This window comes from Arminella tubonensis, assembly GCF_003240585.1.
In the GTDB taxonomy this organism is placed as follows: domain Bacteria; phylum Pseudomonadota; class Alphaproteobacteria; order Rhizobiales; family Rhizobiaceae; genus Rhizobium; species Rhizobium tubonense.
This window is the reverse complement of the sequence record NZ_PCDP01000001.1, coordinates 159,036-177,265: the sequence shown is the minus strand read 5'-3', so window position 1 is coordinate 177,265 and position 18,230 is coordinate 159,036. Positions and strand designations below refer to the sequence as shown.

The window sequence follows — 18,230 nt, the reverse complement described above, 5'->3', positions numbered from 1 at the left end:
ATGAGCGAGGCCCTGGACAAGCTTGCGTCCTATATCGGCGAGGTGCACGGCGACCTGATTTCGTTGTCCGAGATCAAGTACGGTGAACTCACGGTCACCACATCAGCCGACAAGCTGATCGCGCTTCTGCGTTTCCTTCGGGACGACGCGAAATGCGGTTTCATCAACCTGATCGATATTTGCGGCGTTGACTGGCCGCAGCGGCCGGACCGCTTCGACGTCGTCTATCATCTGCTGTCGCCGAAGAATAATCATCGCATCCGAATCAAGGTTCCAACAGGCGAAGAGCAGCCGGTGCCTTCGGCATGCGCGGTCTACCCGGGCGCCGATTGGTTCGAGCGCGAAGCATGGGACATGTACGGCATTCTCTTCACCGGCCATCCGGACCTGCGCCGCATCCTGACCGACTATGGATTCGAGGGTCATCCGCTGCGCAAGGACTTCCCGACCACGGGTTTCGTCGAAGTGCGTTACGACGATGCGGCAAAACGTGTGGTTTACGAGCCGGTCGAATTGAAGCAGGAATTCCGCAACTTCGATTTCCTCAGCCCCTGGGAAGGCACTGACTACGTGCTGCCGGGAGATGAAAAGGCGGCGAAGTGAAGATAAGCGTCATCAATCTGATTGGCGCTTTCGTCTACACCTCGTCCATTGATTATTGCCAGCGCGGAGCGCGTCGCCATGACAGAACATAACGTCCGCAACTTCAACATCAATTTCGGCCCGCAGCATCCGGCGGCGCACGGCGTCTTGCGCCTTGTGCTGGAGCTCGACGGCGAAATCGTTGAACGCGTCGATCCCCATATCGGCCTTTTGCATCGCGGCACCGAGAAGCTGATAGAGACGAAGACCTATTTGCAGGCGGTTCCTTATTTCGACCGCCTCGACTACGTGGCGCCGATGAACCAGGAGCATGCCTTTGCACTGGCCGTCGAAAAGCTGCTCGGCCTGGAAATTCCGATCCGCGGCCAGTTGATCCGCGTACTCTATTCGGAAATCGGCCGCATCCTCTCGCATCTGCTGAACGTCACGACGCAAGCCATGGACGTCGGCGCCCTGACGCCACCGCTCTGGGGCTTCGAGGAACGCGAGAAGCTGATGGTGTTCTATGAGCGCGCCTCCGGCTCGCGCATGCATGCCGCCTACATCCGTCCCGGCGGCGTTCACCAGGATCTGCCGCACCAGCTCGTCGAGGATATCGGCTCCTGGTGCGATCCGTTCCTCAAGGCACTTGACGACATCGACGATCTTCTGACCGGAAACCGCATCTTCAAGCAGCGCAACGTCGATATCGGCGTCGTCTCGCTGGAAGACTGCTGGGCCTGGGGCTTTTCAGGTGTCATGGTCCGCGGCTCGGGCGCTGCATGGGACCTGCGCCGCGCGCAGCCCTACGAATGCTATTCCGATCTCGAATTCGACATCCCGATTGGCAAGAACGGGGACTGCTACGACCGGTACCTGATCCGCATGATCGAGATGCGCGAATCGGTCCGGATCATGAAGCAGTGCGTCAATCGTCTGCTCGGCGATGCCAAGGCCGGTCCATTCTCGTCGCTCGACGGCAAGGTCGTGCCGCCGAAGCGCGGCGAGATGAAGCGTTCGATGGAAGGTCTTATCCATCATTTCAAGCTCTATACCGAAGGCTATCACGTGCCGGCAGGCGAGGTTTACGCCGCCGTCGAAGCGCCGAAGGGCGAATTCGGCGTCTATCTGGTGTCCGACGGATCGAACAAGCCTTACCGCTGCAAGATCCGCGCGCCGGGCTACGCGCATCTGCAGGCCATGGATTTCATGTGCCGCGGCCATCAGTTGGCCGACGTCGCCGCCGTCCTTGGCTCGCTCGATATCGTGTTCGGAGAGGTTGACCGCTGATGAAGCTTCTGCCCGTCGCCATGGCTATCGCGGCCCTCGTGTTTGCTTCGGAAGTCTCGGCTCAGCAGCTGAACTCGAAGTCGACGACGCAGCTCGGCAAGATGGGCCAGGGGGTGGGTCAAGGCGCGACGCAGAGCCCGGGAAATAGCGGCGCGGGCACGGGTTCGCAATCAGCGGACACGCAGTCGACCATGGCCGACCTGGTCTCGCGCGGCTACGAAATAAAGGCCGCGGTTCCCAATGGCGGCGGTAAGTTCATCGTGTTTATGCAAAAGGACAAGACGGCCTACGCCTGCGAATTTTCGTCCCTGACGGGCGCGCGGTGTGGATCCATAAACTGAGATAAGGCGTGAAAGAATGTCCGTTCGTCGACTAGCCGAAGATCAATTCCAGCCTGCAGCCTTCGCATTCAGCGAAGACAATTCGGTTTGGGCACAAAAGACCATCCAGAAATATCCTGAAGGACGCCAGCAGTCCGCGGTGATCCCGCTGCTGATGCGCGCCCAGGAACAGGACGGCTGGGTCACCAAGCCGGCGATCGAGAAGATCGCCAAGATGCTCGACATGGCCTTTATCCGCGTTCTCGAAGTTGCGACGTTTTACACCCAGTTCCAGCTACATCCGGTCGGCAGCCGCGCCCACGTCCAGGTTTGCGGCACGACGCCTTGCATGCTGCGCGGCTCCGAAGCGCTGATGAAGGTCTGCAAGAGCAAGATCCACTCGCATGCCTTCGAGCGCAATGACGACGGCACGCTGTCCTGGGAAGAAGTCGAATGTCTCGGGGCCTGCGTCAACGCGCCCATGGTGATGATCGGCAAGGATACCTATGAGGATCTGACACCAGAGCGGCTCGAAGAGATCATCGATGCCTTTGCTGAAGGCAAGGGCGGCGAGGTTCGCACCGGCCCGCAGATCGACCGGCTGTTTTCAGCGCCCGAGGGTGGATTGACTTCGCTTCTCGATGCCCCGACCAAGACGCCCAAGCCACGGGCAGCTCCGAAGGCCGTTGCGACGGTAGCCGTCAGCGTTCCGCCGGCTGAAGCAGGTCGGCCGAAGAGCACCGACGCTGAAACGAACCCGGCGCTGAAGAGCCCGGCCGATGGCAAGACGGCGCTTCCCGCAAGCGACCCGAAGGCAGTACCCGCGAAAGCGGACAACACCGCTGTCGGTGCGGCAAAGCCATCTCTCGAAGACAAGAACCGTCCCGGCTCGATCGAAAGGCCGGCAACGCCGGACGATCTGAAGATGATTTCCGGCGTCGGTCCCAAGATCGAGACCATTCTCAACAGCATCGGCATCTTCACCTTCGCGCAGGTCGCGAGCTGGAAAAAGGCCGAGCGCGAGTGGGTGGATAGCTATTTGAGCTTCCACGGCCGCATCGAGCGTGACGACTGGGTCAAGCAGGCAAAGGCTCTCGCCAAGGGTGGCGAAGCGGAATACATCAGAGTCTTCGGCAAGAAGCCGAGGTAGAGGTTCAGCATGTTACTAGATCAGGATCGCATCTTTACCAATATCTACGGTCTCAAGGACAAATCCCTGAAGGGCGCGATGAGCCGCGGCCACTGGGATGGCACCAAGCAGATCCTCGAAAAGGGTCGTGACTGGATCGTCAACGAAATGAAGGCATCTGGCCTGCGTGGTCGCGGTGGCGCCGGCTTCCCGACCGGCCTCAAATGGTCCTTCATGCCGAAGGAAAGCGACGGCCGTCCGCATTATCTCGTGGTCAACGCCGACGAGTCCGAGCCCGGCACCTGCAAGGACCGTGACATCATGCGTCACGATCCGCACACGCTGATCGAGGGCTGCGTCATCGCCTCCTTCGCGATGGGTGCCAATCACGCCTATATCTACGTCCGCGGCGAATACATCCGCGAGCGCGAAGCCCTGCAGGCAGCGATCGACGAATGCTATGATTTCGGCCTCCTAGGCAAGAATAACAAGCTCGGCTACGACATTGATATCATTGTTCATCACGGCGCCGGCGCCTACATCTGCGGCGAAGAGACGGCACTCCTCGAAAGCCTGGAAGGCAAGAAGGGCCAGCCTCGTCTGAAGCCGCCGTTCCCGGCCAACATGGGCCTTTACGGTTGCCCGACGACTGTCAACAACGTCGAATCGATCGCTGTTGCCCCAACCATCCTGCGCCGCGGCGCGACCTGGTTCTCCTCGATGGGTCGTCCGAACAATGTCGGCACCAAGCTGTTCATGCTCTCCGGTCACGTCAACCGCCCCTGCACGGTCGAAGAAGTGATGGGCATCACCTTCCGCGAACTGGTGGACAAGCACGGCGGCGGCATCCGTGGCGGCTGGGACAATCTGCTGGCAGTCATTCCGGGTGGCGCTTCCTGCCCGATCGTGCCAGCGAAGGACATAATCGATTGCCCGATGGATTTCGACGGACTGCGCGCCGTCGGCTCTTCCTTCGGCACGGCCGCTGCAATCGTCATGGACAAGTCCACCGACGTCATCAAGGCGATCGCCCGCATCTCGGCCTTCTTCAAGCATGAAAGCTGCGGACAATGTACACCGTGCCGTGAAGGCACCGGCTGGATGTGGCGCGTGATGGAGCGGATGGCCAAGGGCAACGCCCAGAAGCGCGAAATCGACATGCTGTTCCAGGTGACGAAGCAGATCGAAGGGCATACCATCTGCGCGCTTGGCGATGCCGCTGCCTGGCCGGTGCAGGGCCTGATCCGGAATTTCCGTCCGGAAATCGAACGACGCATCGACTTGTATACGGCCAACGCGATGGAACACGGCGTCGCGCTCGAGGCGGCCGAGTAGGGGGTGATGATGACGAACTCTGCAGACACACGGCAGGAAAGCGGAGCGGCCGATCGATCGGCTGAACTCGGCCGGATGGCTGCCGAGATGCTGCAGAATTCGCCGCTTATCTCGGTCAACCCGTTGATGGCGCATCCGGCTGCGGCAATGGCGGCTGCAACCGCAATCGGCTTCAGCGTCACGTCGCAGATGGCCGGAGCGTTTTTGGGGGCGCTTCAGGGTGCCTTCGACATCGGCAACAAGTTCGCCGCGTCGATCGAGGCGCAGAAGGAATTCGGAGCGGCCGAGCCGGTCGCTGCGATGACTGTTGCCTCTGTTGCACCGCAACCGATCGTGAAAGACCCCCTGCCGGCTAGACCGAAGGCCGTGGCGAAGCCGCAAAAGACTGCTGTTGCCAGCCGCAAGCCGGTGGTTAAAGCGGATGATCTGAAACGGATTTCGGGCATTGGTCCGAAGCTTGAACAGGTCTTGAACCAGCGTGGCATCAAGGCTCTCGCCGATATTGCTGCCTGGACCGAGGCCGACGTCACGCGGATCGACGCGGAACTCGGTTTCGAAGGCCGGATCACCCGCGACGATTGGGTGGGTCAGGCGAAGTTGCTCGCGCCGAAGGCGTCGCGCAGGAAATGACGATTTTCCGGCTGACCCAAGCGGCCGGGGAAGGAATGATGACGGCAGTCGAGCATTCGGGCGAGGCCTGAAGATGCGGTGGCCGGGTCGCTGAGCATGCCGGGCATGCTTCGACCAAGGTGATTGTGAGCAATACCGATGCCGCGCGGCTGCGATGTCGCCCGGCGGCTGACGGTGTTGCGGTCATGAAATTGTTTGCGGCCAGGAACGGCTGCAAGTGCGAAACAGGACTGAGTGGACTATGGCAAAACTGAAGATTGACGGTAAAGAGATCGAAGTCCCGGATCATTACACGCTCATCCAGGCATGTGAGGAAGCCGGCGCCGAAGTCCCGCGCTTCTGCTTCCATGAACGTTTGTCGGTTGCCGGCAATTGCCGCATGTGCCTCGTCGAGGTGAAAGGCGGCCCGCCGAAGCCGCAGGCATCGTGCGCCATGGGCGTGCGCGACATTCGCGGCGGCCCCAACGGCGAGCTTCCCGAAGTCTTCACCAACACACCGATGGTCAAGAAGGCCCGCGAAGGCGTGATGGAATTCCTGCTCATCAACCATCCGCTCGATTGCCCGATCTGCGATCAGGGTGGCGAATGCGATCTGCAGGACCAGGCCATGGCCTTCGGCATCGACAGCTCGCGCTATCAGGAAGACAAGCGCGCCGTCGAGGACAAGTATATCGGACCGCTCGTCAAGACCGTGATGAACCGCTGCATCCACTGCACGCGCTGTGTCCGCTTCACCACTGAGGTCGGCGGTATTTCCGAACTCGGCCTGATCGGTCGCGGCGAGGATGCCGAGATCACGACCTATCTCGAGCACGCTATGACCTCGGAGCTGCAGGGCAATGTCGTCGACCTCTGCCCGGTCGGCGCGCTGACCTCCAAGCCGTTCGCCTTCACTGCCCGCCCGTGGGAACTGAACAAGACCGAATCGATCGACGTCATGGACGCGCTCGGCTCCGCCATCCGCGTCGATACGCGAGGCCGTGAAGTCATGCGCATCCTGCCGCGCGTCAACGACCAGATCAACGAAGAGTGGATCTCCGACAAGACCCGCTTCATCTGGGATGGCCTGAAGACCCAGCGCCTCGACAAGCCTTATGTCCGCCGCGACGGACGTCTGCAGCCCGCCACTTGGGGCGAAGCTTTCGCAGCGATCAAGACGGCAGTTTCTGCGACCACAGGCGACAAGATCGGCGCGATTGCCGGCGATCTTGCCTCGGTCGAGGAAATGTATGCGCTGTCGGAGCTGGTCAGGTCACTCGGATCGGAAAATCTCGACTGTCGGCAGGATGGGGCGGCATTCGATCCGTCGCTCGGCCGCGCCAGCTACCTCTTCAACCCGACCATCGAAGGCATCGAAGCGGCTGACGCGCTGCTGATCGTCGGCGCCAATCCTCGTTTCGAGGCAGCGGTGCTGAACGCCCGGATACGCAAGCGCTGGCGGCGCGGCAAGTTCCCGATCGGCGTGATCGGCGAAGGCGGCGAGATGCGCTACGAATACGAATATCTCGGCGCCGGTCCCGCGACGCTGAAGGACATCGTCGATGGTGGCCATGCTTTTGCCGAGGTCCTGAAGAATGCGCAGAAGCCGATGATTATCGTTGGCCCTGGCGCCTTCATCCGCGACGACGCGGCCGGCGTGCTCGCCAGCGTCGCAAAGCTCGCGGTTTCTGCCGGCGTGGTGACTGAAGGCTGGAATGGACTTGCAGTCCTTCATACGGCAGCATCGCGCGTCGGCGGCCTTGACCTCGGCTTCGTGCCGGGCGCCAACGGCGTCAATGCCGCAGCGATGATGACGGCAATGGACGTGCTCTTCCTGCTCGGCGCGGACGAACTCGATTTCTCGAGCAAGACGGCGAAATTCACCGTCTACATCGGCTCTCACGGCGACAACGGCGCCCATAACGCTGATGTCATTCTCCCGGCTGCGACCTATACCGAAAAGTCGGGCATCTGGGTCAATACGGAAGGCCGCGTCCAGATGGGCAATCGCGCCGGTTTCGCGCCGGGCGACGCGCGCGAGGACTGGGCCATCATCCGCGCCCTTTCCGACGTGCTTGGCAAGAAGCTTCCCTTTGATTCGCTGAGCGAATTGCGCGCCAGGCTCTACGCGGCTTTCCCGCATTTCGCCGGTATCGATGAGATTTCGCAAACGGACAGCGCCAAAATTGTCGCACTTGCGAAGAAAGCCGGGAAGATGGGCAAATCCGCATTTGCGTCGCCGGTGAAAGACTTCTATTTGACGAACCCGATAGCGCGTGCTTCGGCCGTCATGGCGGAGTGCTCGGCATTGGCCCGCAACAATTTCCAGGCTGCGGCAGAGTAAGGGCAGGGGACAATGGACTTATTCTTTTCGACCTATGTCTGGCCGGCGATCGTCATGGTTGGCCAATCGCTTCTTCTCCTGGTCTGCCTGCTGATCTTCATCGCCTATATCCTTCTTGCCGACCGCAAGATCTGGGCGGCTGTCCAGCTGCGCCGTGGTCCGAACGTCGTCGGACCGTGGGGCCTTTTCCAGTCCTTCGCCGACCTTTTGAAGTTCATGGTCAAGGAGCCGATCATCCCGGCGGGCGCCAACAAGGGCGTCTTCCTGCTCGCGCCGCTCGTCTCGGTGACCTTGGCGCTTGCGACCTGGGCGGTCATTCCGCTCGCCAACGGCTGGGTCATCGCCAATATCAATGTCGGCATTCTCTATGTGCTGGCGATATCGTCGCTGGAAGTCTACGGCATCATCATGGCCGGCTGGTCTTCGAATTCGAAATATCATTTCCTTGGCGCGCTTCGCTCCGCTGCCCAGATGGTGTCCTATGAAGTCTCCATTGGCTTCGTCATCGTCACGGTGCTGCTCTGCGTCGGCTCGCTGAACCTGACCGACATCGTCAACTCGCAGCAGGTCGGTCTCGGCACCAAGCTCGGCCTGCCATCGTCGTTCCTCGACTGGCACTGGCTGTCGCTGTTCCCGATGTTCATCGTCTTCTTCATCTCGGCGCTGGCTGAAACCAACCGTCCGCCCTTCGACCTTCCGGAAGCAGAATCGGAATTGGTCGCCGGTTTCATGGTGGAATATGGCTCGTCGCCATACATGATGTTCATGCTCGGCGAATATGCCGCCGTGGTGCTGATGTGCTCGCTGACCACAATCCTCTTCCTTGGCGGTTGGCTGCCTCCGGTGGATATCTGGATCCTCAATTGGGTCCCGGGCGTCATCTGGTTCCTGTTGAAGTCCTGCCTGGTCTTCTTCATGTTCGCCATGGTCAAGGCATTCGTTCCGCGCTACCGCTATGACCAGCTCATGCGTCTCGGCTGGAAGGTCTTCCTTCCGATCTCGCTCGCCATGGTCGTTATCGTTGCATTCGTGCTGAAGCTGACGGGGTGGGCATGATCATGTCGCTCCTCGCTTCAAGCAGATTTGGAGAATAAGATGGCCGGATTTACAAACACCATCAACTCGCTGTTTCTGAAGGAATTCGTCGGCGCATTCTTTTTGTCGATGCGCTACTTCTTCAAGCAGAAGGCCACGATCAACTACCCCTTCGAAAAGGGTCCGGTCAGCCCGCGCTTTCGCGGCGAGCATGCGTTGCGTCGCTATCCGAACGGCGAAGAGCGCTGCATCGCCTGCAAGCTTTGCGAGGCGATCTGTCCTGCCCAGGCCATCACCATCGAAGCCGGTCCGCGACGCAACGACGGCACCCGCCGCACGGTGCGCTACGATATCGACATGGTGAAGTGCATCTATTGCGGTTTCTGCCAGGAAGCCTGCCCGGTCGACGCGATCGTCGAAGGGCCGAACTTCGAGTTCGCGACGGAAACGCGTGAAGAGCTGTATTTCGACAAGGCGCGGCTTCTTGAGAATGGCGACCGCTGGGAGCGCGAAATCGCTCGCAACATCTCGATCGACTCGCCATACCGCTGAGACGGAATTTGAATATGCCGTGATGGGCGGCGCAATCGTCCACCGCCGTCAGGGCTCAACTTAGACCAGGGCTTCGCCGCGCAATTGCGAGCGGAGTTCGATCGGGCAGGGACACTCCCGACTGTTCGGGCGCCAACTGCCCGAGGGAAGATGAAAAAGGCACCAACATGGGTCTGCAGGCTCTTTTTTTCTATCTGTTCGCCTTTATCGCGGTGGCGTCGGCGTTCATGGTCATTTCGGCGCGGAACCCGGTCCATTCGGTCCTGTTCCTCATCCTGACCTTTTTCAACGCGGCCGGGCTCTTCCTTCTTCTAGGGGCAGAGTTTCTGGCGATGATCCTGCTCGTCGTTTATGTCGGCGCCGTGGCGGTTCTCTTCCTCTTCGTCGTGATGATGCTGGATATCGACTTTGCCGAACTCCGCTCGGGCATCCTGGCATATGCGCCGATCGGCGCGCTTGTCGGCATTATCCTGGCAGCGGAACTGATCGTCGTGGTCGGCGGCAGCGTAATTTCACCTGTCATCGCCAAGACGGTCGCGATGCCGATCCCGGCACTCTCCGCCAAGACGAACACCGCCGCCCTCGGCGACGTGCTCTATACCAACTACGTTTATTTCTTCCAGATCGCCGGTCTTGTGCTGCTGGTTGCGATGATCGGCGCCATCGTCCTGACGCTGAGGCATCGCCTCAACATCAAGCGCCAGAATATTCCGCAACAGGTTGCCCGCACGCCCGCGACCGCCGTCGAGGTGGTCAAGGTCAAGCCCGGGCAGGGCGTTTGAGCTGAGACGCGAGGGTTAAAGGAACAACAACATGGTCATCGGACTTTCCCACTACCTCACGGTCAGCGCCATCCTCTTCGTGCTCGGCGTCTTCGGCATCTTCTTGAACAGGAAGAACGTCATCATCATCCTGATGTCGGTCGAGCTGATCCTGCTTGCGGTCAATATCAACATGATCGCCTTCTCTTCCTTCCTCAACGATATCGTCGGGCAGGTCTTTGCCCTGTTCATCCTGACCGTTGCTGCTGCCGAGGCGGCCATCGGGCTTGCTATTCTCGTTGTCTTCTACCGAAACCGCGGTTCGATCGCCGTGGAAGACGTCAATATGATGAAGGGCTGATACAGCTATGTTTCTATATAAGGCTATCGTCTTTCTTCCCTTGATCGGCTTCCTGATTGCCGGCCTTTTCGGCCGCGCGATCGGCGCCAAGGCATCGGAATACGTTACCACCGGCCTGATGATCGTGTCGGCTATCCTGTCCTGGATCGTCTTCTTCACCGTCGCTCTCGGCGCGCCACATGAGGGGCCGATCAAGGTCGAAGTCCTGCGCTGGATACAGTCCGGAGGCATCGATGCCTCCTGGTCGTTGCGGATCGATACGCTGACGTCAGTGATGCTCATCGTCGTCAACACGGTCTCGACGCTCGTGCACGTCTATTCGATCGGCTACATGCATCACGATCCGCATCGGCCGCGCTTCTTTGCCTATCTGTCGCTTTTCACCTTCGCGATGTTGATGCTGGTGACCTCCGACAACCTGGCACAGATGTTCTTCGGCTGGGAAGGCGTCGGCCTGGCCTCCTATCTGCTCATCGGCTTCTGGTTCAAGAAGCCGTCCGCATCTGCCGCTGCGATAAAGGCCTTCGTCGTCAACCGCGTCGGCGACTTCGGTTTCGTGCTCGGCATCGCCGGCATCTTCGTCCTCTTCGGCTCGATCAATTTCGACGTCATCTTCGGCAATGCGCAGAGCTTCGCCTCTGCCCCTGCCGGCGACATAGCGCTCAATCTCTTCGGCATGAAGCTCAATCACTCGCAAGCGCTGACCGGCATCTGCCTGCTTCTCTTCATGGGCGCCATGGGCAAGTCGGCACAATTCCTGCTGCACACCTGGCTTCCGGACGCGATGGAAGGCCCGACGCCTGTGTCGGCGCTCATCCATGCCGCGACCATGGTTACCGCCGGCGTCTTCCTGGTCGCCCGCATGTCGCCGCTGTTTGAGCTGTCGCCGGATGCGCTCATGTTCGTGACCGCCATCGGCGCGATTACCGCATTCTTCGCGGCCACCGTCGGTCTCGTCCAGAACGACATCAAGCGCGTCATCGCCTATTCGACCTGCTCGCAGCTCGGCTACATGTTCGTGGCACTCGGCGTCGGCGCCTATGGTCCTGCGATCTTCCACCTGTTCACCCACGCCTTCTTCAAGGCGCTTCTGTTCCTCTGCGCCGGCTCGGTCATCCATGCCGTCGGCGATGAGCAGGATATGCGCCGCATGGGCGGCCTGCGTCACCATATCAAGCTGACCTACTGGATGATGATCATCGGCACTCTCGCCATTACGGGCGTCGGTGTTCCCTTCACGCCGATTGGCTTTGCCGGCTTCTTCTCCAAGGATGCCATCATCGAGGCTTCCTATGCCTCGCATAGCCCAGTCGCAGGCTTCGCGTTTACGCTGCTGGTCATTGCAGCATTGTTCACGAGCTTCTATTCCTGGCGATTGATTTTCATGACCTTCTACGGCAAGCCGCGCGCTTCGCACGAGGTCATGCATCATGTTCACGAGTCGCCGAACGTCATGCTCATCCCGCTTTATCTCCTGGCACTCGGCGCAGTCTTTGCCGGCGTCGTCTTCCACAGCGAATTCATCGGGGAGAATTTCGAGGGCTTCTGGAAGGGTGCGCTGTTCCTGTTGCCGGACAACAAAATTCTCGAGGAGATGGAGCATGTGCCGGCCTGGGTCGAGCTCAGCCCGTTCATCGCCATGGTGCTCGGCTTCGTGACCGCCTGGTACATGTATATCAGGTCGCCCGAAACGCCGAAGATCCTCGCTCGTCAGCATCGGATTCTCTATCAGTTCCTGCTGAACAAGTGGTACTTCGACGAGCTCTACGACTTCCTGTTCGTTCGCACCGCCAAGCGGCTCGGACGCTTCCTCTGGAAGCAGGGGGATGGCGGCATCATCGATACCTACGGCCCGAACGGTGTCGCGGCCCGAGTCGTTGACGTCACCAACCGCGTGGTTCGCCTGCAGACCGGATATCTCTACCACTACGCCTTCGCGATGCTGCTCGGAATTGCAGCCCTCGTTACCTGGATGATGCTCGGGAGTGCCCTTTGATGACCGATTGGCCTATTCTTTCAACGGTCACCTTCCTGCCGCTGGTCGGCGTGGTGCTCCTGCTTCTGATGCGCGAGGACGGCCCGAACGGCCGTCGCAACATCCTCAACATCTCGCTGCTGACGACCGTCTTCACCTTCGTCGTGTCGCTGTTCATCTGGATCGGCTTCGATAACGCCAATCCGGGTTTCCAGATGGTCGAGACGCACGGCTGGCTCGGCACGGGTATCGGCTATCATCTCGGCGTCGACGGCATCTCCATGCTGTTCGTCATCCTCACCACCTTCCTGATGCCCTTCTGCGTGCTGGCGAGCTGGCTCTCGGTCGAGAAGCGCCTCAAGGAATACATGATCGCCTTCCTGGTCCTCGAGACCATGATGACAGGCGTCTTCGTGTCGCTTGATATCGTGCTGTTCTACGTCTTCTTCGAAGCCGGCCTGATCCCGATGTTCCTGATCATCGGCGTCTGGGGTGGCAAGGATCGCGTCTACGCCAGCTACAAGTTCTTCCTCTATACGCTGCTCGGCTCGGTCCTGATGCTGCTCGCCATCATGGCGATGTATTGGCAGTCCGGAACGACCGATATCACCGCGCTGCTTGCCTACAAGTTCCCGCCGCATATGCAGACATGGCTATGGCTTGCCTTCTTCGCGTCCTTCGCCGTGAAGATGCCGATGTGGCCGGTGCATACATGGTTGCCCGACGCACACGTCCAGGCGCCGACGGCAGGCTCGGTTATCCTTGCCGGTGTCATGCTGAAGCTCGGCGGTTACGGCCTGATCCGCTTCTCGCTGGCGATGTTCCCGGACGCGTCGGCCTATTTTGCACCCTTCGTCTTCTCGCTCTCCGTCATCGCGATTATCTACACCTCGCTGGTGGCCCTGATGCAGGAGGATATCAAGAAGCTGATCGCATACTCGTCGGTGGCGCACATGGGTTATGTGACCATGGGTGTCTTTGCCGCCAATACTCAAGGTGTGCAGGGCGCGATCTTCCAGATGCTGTCGCACGGCATCGTCTCCGGCGCGCTCTTCCTCTGCGTCGGCGTTGTCTACGACCGCACCCATACCCGCGACATCGCGGCTTATGGCGGCCTCGTCAACAACATGCCGAAATATGCAGTGGCGATGATGATCTTCACCATGGCCAATGTCGGTCTTCCCGGCACCTCGGGCTTCATCGGCGAATTCCTGACCCTGATCGGCGCCTTCCGCGTCAACACCTGGGTCGCGCTGTTCGCGGCAACCGGCGTCATCCTGTCGGCTGCCTATGCGCTCTGGCTCTACCGCCGCGTGATCTTCGGCGCGCTGGAAAAGGAAAAGCTGAAGGCTCTGCTGGATCTTTCGCCGCGCGAACAGCTCATTCTCTATCCGCTGATTGCACTGACGATCTTCTTTGGCGTCTATCCGGCTCCGATCTTCGACGCGACGGCCGCCTCGGTGGACCTGCTCGTGAACAACTACACTGCAGCCCTGCACGCCGCGCACGACGTTGCGCTGTCGATGAAATGATGACGGGACTTTTTGGCTATGACCGCTGACACAATTTTTGCCAGTCTGCAGCTCTCCTTCCCGGAGATCATTCTCGCGATCGGTGCGCTTGCGCTGCTGATGATCGGCGTCTTCGCCGGGGAACGGTCCGGTCCCTTCGTGACCGTACTTGCGATCGCCCTGCTGATCGTCGCCGGCCTCTGGATCATTTTTGTCCCGAGCGTCGGTCTCGGCTATGGCGGCGCCTATCTTTCCGACGGCTTCTCGCGCTTCATGAAGATCGTTGCGCTGATCGGCTCGAGCGTCGCGATGTTCATGACGATCGGCCAGGCGCGCGAGCAGCAGCTGGATCGTTTCGAGTTCCCGGTGCTGCTGTTGCTGGCGACCCTCGGCATCCTGCTGATGATCTCGGCCCACGACCTGATATCGCTCTATCTGTCGCTGGAGCTGCAGTCGCTGGCACTCTACGTCGTCTGCGCCATCAATCGCGACAGCCTGAAGTCGACGGAAGCCGGCCTCAAATATTTTGTCCTCGGAGCCCTTTCGTCGGGAATGATGCTCTACGGCATGTCGCTGGTCTATGGCTTCACCGGCCATACCACCTTTGACGCGATTGCCCTGGCGCTGTCGTCCGAAACTCGTTCGCTGGGCCTCGTCTTCGGCCTGGTCTTCGTGCTTGCCGGCCTCGCGTTCAAGATTTCCGCCGTGCCGTTTCACATGTGGACGCCTGACGTATACGAAGGCGCGCCGACCCCGGTCACCGCTTTCCTGGCTGGCGCCCCAAAGGTCGCGGCCATGGCGATCCTGACACGCCTGGTTATTACGGCCTTCCAGCCGATCCTCCACGATTGGCAGCAGATCATCGTGTTCATCTCGATTGCGTCGATGGTGCTTGGCTCCTTCGCTGCTATCGGTCAGCGCAACTTCAAGCGACTGATGGCATATTCGTCCATCGGCCACATGGGCTACGCGCTGGTTGGTCTCGCCGCCGGCAACAAGACCGGCGTGTCCGGCGTGATGCTTTACATGGTCATCTACATGATCATGACGCTCGGCACCTTCGCCTGCATCATGGCGATGCGCCGCAAGGACGGCCGCCATGTCGAGAGCATCAGCGATCTCGCCGGCCTTTCCTCGACCAATCCGTTCATGGCAACGGTGCTGACCGCCCTGATGTTCTCGCTGGCCGGTATCCCTCCGTTGGCAGGCTTCTTCGCGAAGTACTTCGTGTTCGTCGCGGCGATCGAGGCCAAGCTCTATGCGCTGGCAATCATCGGCGTGCTGGCATCGGTTGTCGGCGCCTACTACTATCTGCGCGTCGTCAAGGTCATGTGGTTCGATGAGGCGACCGACGAGTTCACGCGCCCCGCCGGCGAATTGCGCCTCGTCTATGGTCTCTCTGGCCTATTCGTGATCGCTTACGTCCTCATCGGCGGTCCGATTGGCGGCGCCGCCGATCTGGCCGCCGCGACGCTGTTTTGATGGCTGACAAAACCGGACGCCGGAAGTCGCTTGTCGACTTCCGGCACGACGCGCTTTTAGAAACGACTTCTACCAATAGCGAATGCATGGCCCGCGCCCGTGCTGGCGACGCCGGCAATCTGTGGGTTACCGCGGAGCGCCAGACCGGTGGCCGCGGTCGCCGTGGTCGCGCCTGGGTTTCCGAGCCAGGCAATCTCTATGCCTCCCTTCTGCTGATCGATCCCGCTCCGCTGGAGCGCCTCGGCTCGCTGCCGCTGGCGGTCGCGGTCGCGGTACACCAGGCGGTGCGTGAAGTCCTGCCGCCGGCATCGGAGAAGGTCGAGGTAAAATGGCCGAACGATATCCTGATCGGGCGAAAGAAGACCTGCGGCATCCTGATCGAGGGTGAAGCCTTGCCCGATGGGCGCTATGCGCTGATCATCGGCGTCGGTATCAATGTTTCCTCCATGCCCGAAAACCCGCTATATCCGGTGACGTGCCTGCGCGAGCAGGGAGCGTCCGTGTCATCGGAAGAGCTTTTCGCGCATCTCTACGCGTCGATGGCAGAAGCGCTCGATGTGTGGGACAGCGGCCGGGGCATCCGGGAGATAACTGCGCAGTGGCGACACGTCGCCTGCGGCATAGGCGAAAAGATAACAGTAAACCTGCCCGAGCGGTCGATTTCCGGCCATTTCGCAGGAATCGATGATAGTGGCTTGTTGATGCTCGACACCGGTGCAGGCAGGATCGTGATGATCGCCGCAGGCGATGTCTTTTTCGGATGATGGATTAAAGAACAGTATGGCGAACCAAGACGAATTGGTGTTCCTTCCGCTTGGCGGTGTAGGCGAGATCGGTATGAATCTCGCGCTCTACGGCTACGGGCCCAAGGACCACCGGCAGTGGATCATGGTCGATTGCGGCGTGACCTTTCCAGGACCGGACTTGCCAGGCGTCGATCTCGTCCTGCCTGATATCCGGTTCCTCGCCAAGGAGCGCAAGAATCTCAAGGCGATCATCATCACCCACGCGCATGAAGACCACTACGGCGCGTTGAACGATCTGTGGCCGGGTCTCAATGTGCCCGTCTATGCCTCGGGCTTTACGTCAGGCATGCTGGAAGCGAAGCGCAATTACGAGAAATCGCGCGGCGAAATTCCGATCACGCCCTTCAAGGCAGGTGATCGCGTTAACATCGGCCCGTTCAGTGTTGAGGGCGTCGCGGTCAATCATTCGATCCCCGAGCCGATGTCGCTGATGATCCGCACGCCGCTCGGCAATATCCTCCACACCGGCGACTGGAAGATCGATCACGAGCCGTCGCTCGGCCCGCTCACCGACGAAGCCCGCTTCCGCCAGCTCGGCGACGAAGGCATCCTGGCGCTGATGTGCGATTCGACGAACGCCATGCGTGACGGCGTTTCGCCTTCGGAAAAAGATGTCTCGGAATCACTGCGCAACATAATCGAGAATGCCGAAGGACGGGTCGCGATCACCACCTTCTCCTCGAATGTCGGGCGTATCCGCACCGTCGCCGAGGCGGCAGAAGCAGCCGGCCGCGAAATCCTCCTGCTCGGCAGTTCGCTGAAGCGTGTTGCCAATGTCGCCCGCGACGTTGGGCTGATGGAAGGCGTGAAGCCGTTCATTGCCGAAGATGAATATGGCTACATCCCGCGGGACAAGGTCGTCGTAATCTTGACCGGCAGCCAGGGTGAGCCGCGCGCAGCACTCGCAAAGCTCTCCCGCGACGAGATGCGCAATGTTGCACTGACCTCCGGCGATATCGTCGTGTTTTCCTCGCGCGCCATCCCGGGCAACGAAAAAGCCATCCAGGATATCAAGAACGGCCTGGTGGAGCAGGGGATTCATATCGTTACCGACAACGAAGCCCTGGTCCACGTTTCCGGCCACCCCCGCCGCAACGAGCTACAGAAGATGTACCAATGGACCAGGCCGAAGGTCCTCGTTCCGGTACACGGCGAGGCAGCCCATCTCGTCGCGCAAAAGGAACTCGCCGAGCAGTCCGGTATTTCGCTCGTGCCCCGCGTCAGGAACGGCAACATGCTACGTCTCGCGCCCGGACCGGTCGAGGTCATCGATGACGTGCCGCATGGTCGGATCTACAAGGACGGTTCGCTGATCGGCGATTTCGAGGAGATGGGCATCGGCGATCGCAAGAAGCTGTCCTTTGCCGGCCATGTTTCGGTTGGCGTCGTGCTCGACGGCAAGTTCGATATCATCGGAGATCCGGATGTTGTTGCCATTGGCCTGCCGATCTATGACGACGAGGGCGAGGAGATGGAAGATACGCTGTTCGACGCGGTCGTCAGCGCCGTCGAAAGCATCCCGCGCGCACGCCGCAAGGATCTGGACATGCTGCAGGAGGCGGTGCGCCGTGCAGTTCGATCCACCGCGAACAACATCTGGGGAAAGAAGCCTGTCGTTACAGTCTTCATGAACAAGGTCTGAGAATAGGCCGACAGGGAGGTGTCGATGCTCGGACGCGTCAATCACGTTGCGATTGCCGTGCCGGATCTGGCGGCGGCAACGGCTGCATATCGCGACCAGCTCGGCGCTTCGGTCTCCCAGCCCCAGCCCTTGCCGGAGCATGGCGTAACTGTCGTTTTCGTTGGCCTGCCGAACGCCAAGGTCGAACTGCTGGAGCCGCTCGGCGAGGGATCGCCGATCGCCGCCTTCCTGACAAAAAACCCCGACGGCGGCATGCATCACATCTGCTACGAGGTCGACGACATCCTCGCAGCCCGCGACCATCTGGTTGCCTCTGGGGCGAGGGTGCTTGGCAACGGCGAGCCGAAGATCGGCGCCCACGGGAAATCAGTGCTCTTCCTGCACCCCAAGGATTTCTTCGGGACGCTGATCGAACTCGAGCAACTGTGACATTAGAGCGCTATCGCACGCTTTGAACGACGGCACCTTTGGTTCTATAGATATGGCGTGAGGAAGA

At 60.3% G+C, this 18,230-nt stretch carries 17 protein-coding genes; all 17 read left to right on the top strand.

Features of this window, described 5'->3' with window-relative positions; translation table 11 throughout:
* Positions 1-603, top strand: coding sequence for an NADH-quinone oxidoreductase subunit C (locus tag CPY51_RS00930; protein WP_111158175.1), 603 nt, complete (start codon positions 1-3; stop codon positions 601-603).
* 78 nt (positions 604-681) lie between these two features.
* Positions 682-1,872 carry an NADH-quinone oxidoreductase subunit D gene (locus tag CPY51_RS00925; RefSeq protein WP_111158174.1) on the top strand — a complete coding sequence of 397 codons (1,191 nt, stop codon included), beginning with the start codon at positions 682-684 and terminating at the stop codon, positions 1,870-1,872.
* A complete protein-coding gene (locus CPY51_RS00920; RefSeq protein ID WP_111158173.1) occupies positions 1,872-2,213 on the top strand; it encodes a hypothetical protein in 342 nt (113 codons plus the stop codon). The genes CPY51_RS00925 and CPY51_RS00920 overlap by 1 nt, the downstream gene beginning before the upstream one ends.
* A gap of 16 nt (positions 2,214-2,229) precedes the next feature.
* Complete coding sequence (locus CPY51_RS00915; RefSeq protein WP_111158172.1) at positions 2,230-3,342, top strand: NADH-quinone oxidoreductase subunit E; 1,113 nt, start codon at positions 2,230-2,232, stop codon at positions 3,340-3,342.
* A gap of 9 nt (positions 3,343-3,351) precedes the next feature.
* Positions 3,352-4,656 carry an NADH-quinone oxidoreductase subunit NuoF gene (gene nuoF, locus CPY51_RS00910; RefSeq protein ID WP_111158171.1) on the top strand — a complete coding sequence of 435 codons (1,305 nt, stop codon included), beginning with the start codon at positions 3,352-3,354 and terminating at the stop codon, positions 4,654-4,656.
* Positions 4,657-4,665: 9 nt separating this feature from the next.
* Positions 4,666-5,286 (top strand): 5' DNA nuclease, encoded by a 621-nt coding sequence (locus CPY51_RS00905; RefSeq protein ID WP_111158610.1) that lies wholly within the window; start codon positions 4,666-4,668, stop codon positions 5,284-5,286.
* Positions 5,287-5,527: 241 nt separating this feature from the next.
* Positions 5,528-7,609 (top strand): NADH-quinone oxidoreductase subunit NuoG, encoded by a 2,082-nt coding sequence (gene nuoG, locus CPY51_RS00900; protein WP_111158170.1) that lies wholly within the window; start codon positions 5,528-5,530, stop codon positions 7,607-7,609.
* Positions 7,610-7,621: 12 nt separating this feature from the next.
* Positions 7,622-8,665 (top strand): NADH-quinone oxidoreductase subunit NuoH, encoded by a 1,044-nt coding sequence (gene nuoH, locus CPY51_RS00895; RefSeq protein ID WP_111158169.1) that lies wholly within the window; start codon positions 7,622-7,624, stop codon positions 8,663-8,665.
* A gap of 39 nt (positions 8,666-8,704) precedes the next feature.
* Positions 8,705-9,196, top strand: coding sequence for an NADH-quinone oxidoreductase subunit NuoI (nuoI, locus tag CPY51_RS00890; protein WP_111158168.1), 492 nt, complete (start codon positions 8,705-8,707; stop codon positions 9,194-9,196).
* 167 nt (positions 9,197-9,363) lie between these two features.
* Positions 9,364-9,978 carry an NADH-quinone oxidoreductase subunit J gene (locus CPY51_RS00885; RefSeq protein ID WP_111158167.1) on the top strand — a complete coding sequence of 205 codons (615 nt, stop codon included), beginning with the start codon at positions 9,364-9,366 and terminating at the stop codon, positions 9,976-9,978.
* 31 nt (positions 9,979-10,009) lie between these two features.
* Positions 10,010-10,318, top strand: coding sequence for an NADH-quinone oxidoreductase subunit NuoK (nuoK, locus tag CPY51_RS00880; protein ID WP_111158166.1), 309 nt, complete (start codon positions 10,010-10,012; stop codon positions 10,316-10,318).
* Between the two features lie 7 nt (positions 10,319-10,325).
* Entirely contained in the window at positions 10,326-12,314 is a 1,989-nt protein-coding gene (nuoL, locus tag CPY51_RS00875) for an NADH-quinone oxidoreductase subunit L (RefSeq protein WP_111158165.1), read from the top strand.
* Positions 12,314-13,825 (top strand): NADH-quinone oxidoreductase subunit M, encoded by a 1,512-nt coding sequence (locus CPY51_RS00870; protein ID WP_111158164.1) that lies wholly within the window; start codon positions 12,314-12,316, stop codon positions 13,823-13,825. The genes nuoL and CPY51_RS00870 overlap by 1 nt, the downstream gene beginning before the upstream one ends.
* An 18-nt stretch (positions 13,826-13,843) precedes the next feature.
* The gene (gene nuoN / locus CPY51_RS00865) at positions 13,844-15,286 is read left to right on the top strand and encodes an NADH-quinone oxidoreductase subunit NuoN (RefSeq protein ID WP_111158163.1); all 1,443 of its coding nucleotides are present in this window, start codon (positions 13,844-13,846) and stop codon (positions 15,284-15,286) included.
* Entirely contained in the window at positions 15,286-16,050 is a 765-nt protein-coding gene (locus CPY51_RS00860; RefSeq protein WP_111158162.1) for a biotin--[acetyl-CoA-carboxylase] ligase, read from the top strand. The genes nuoN and CPY51_RS00860 overlap by 1 nt, the downstream gene beginning before the upstream one ends.
* A 16-nt stretch (positions 16,051-16,066) precedes the next feature.
* Positions 16,067-17,734 (top strand): ribonuclease J, encoded by a 1,668-nt coding sequence (locus CPY51_RS00855; protein WP_111158161.1) that lies wholly within the window; start codon positions 16,067-16,069, stop codon positions 17,732-17,734.
* Positions 17,735-17,758: 24 nt separating this feature from the next.
* Positions 17,759-18,163, top strand: coding sequence for a methylmalonyl-CoA epimerase (gene mce, locus CPY51_RS00850; protein ID WP_111158160.1), 405 nt, complete (start codon positions 17,759-17,761; stop codon positions 18,161-18,163).
* Positions 18,164-18,230 lie beyond the last annotated feature (67 nt).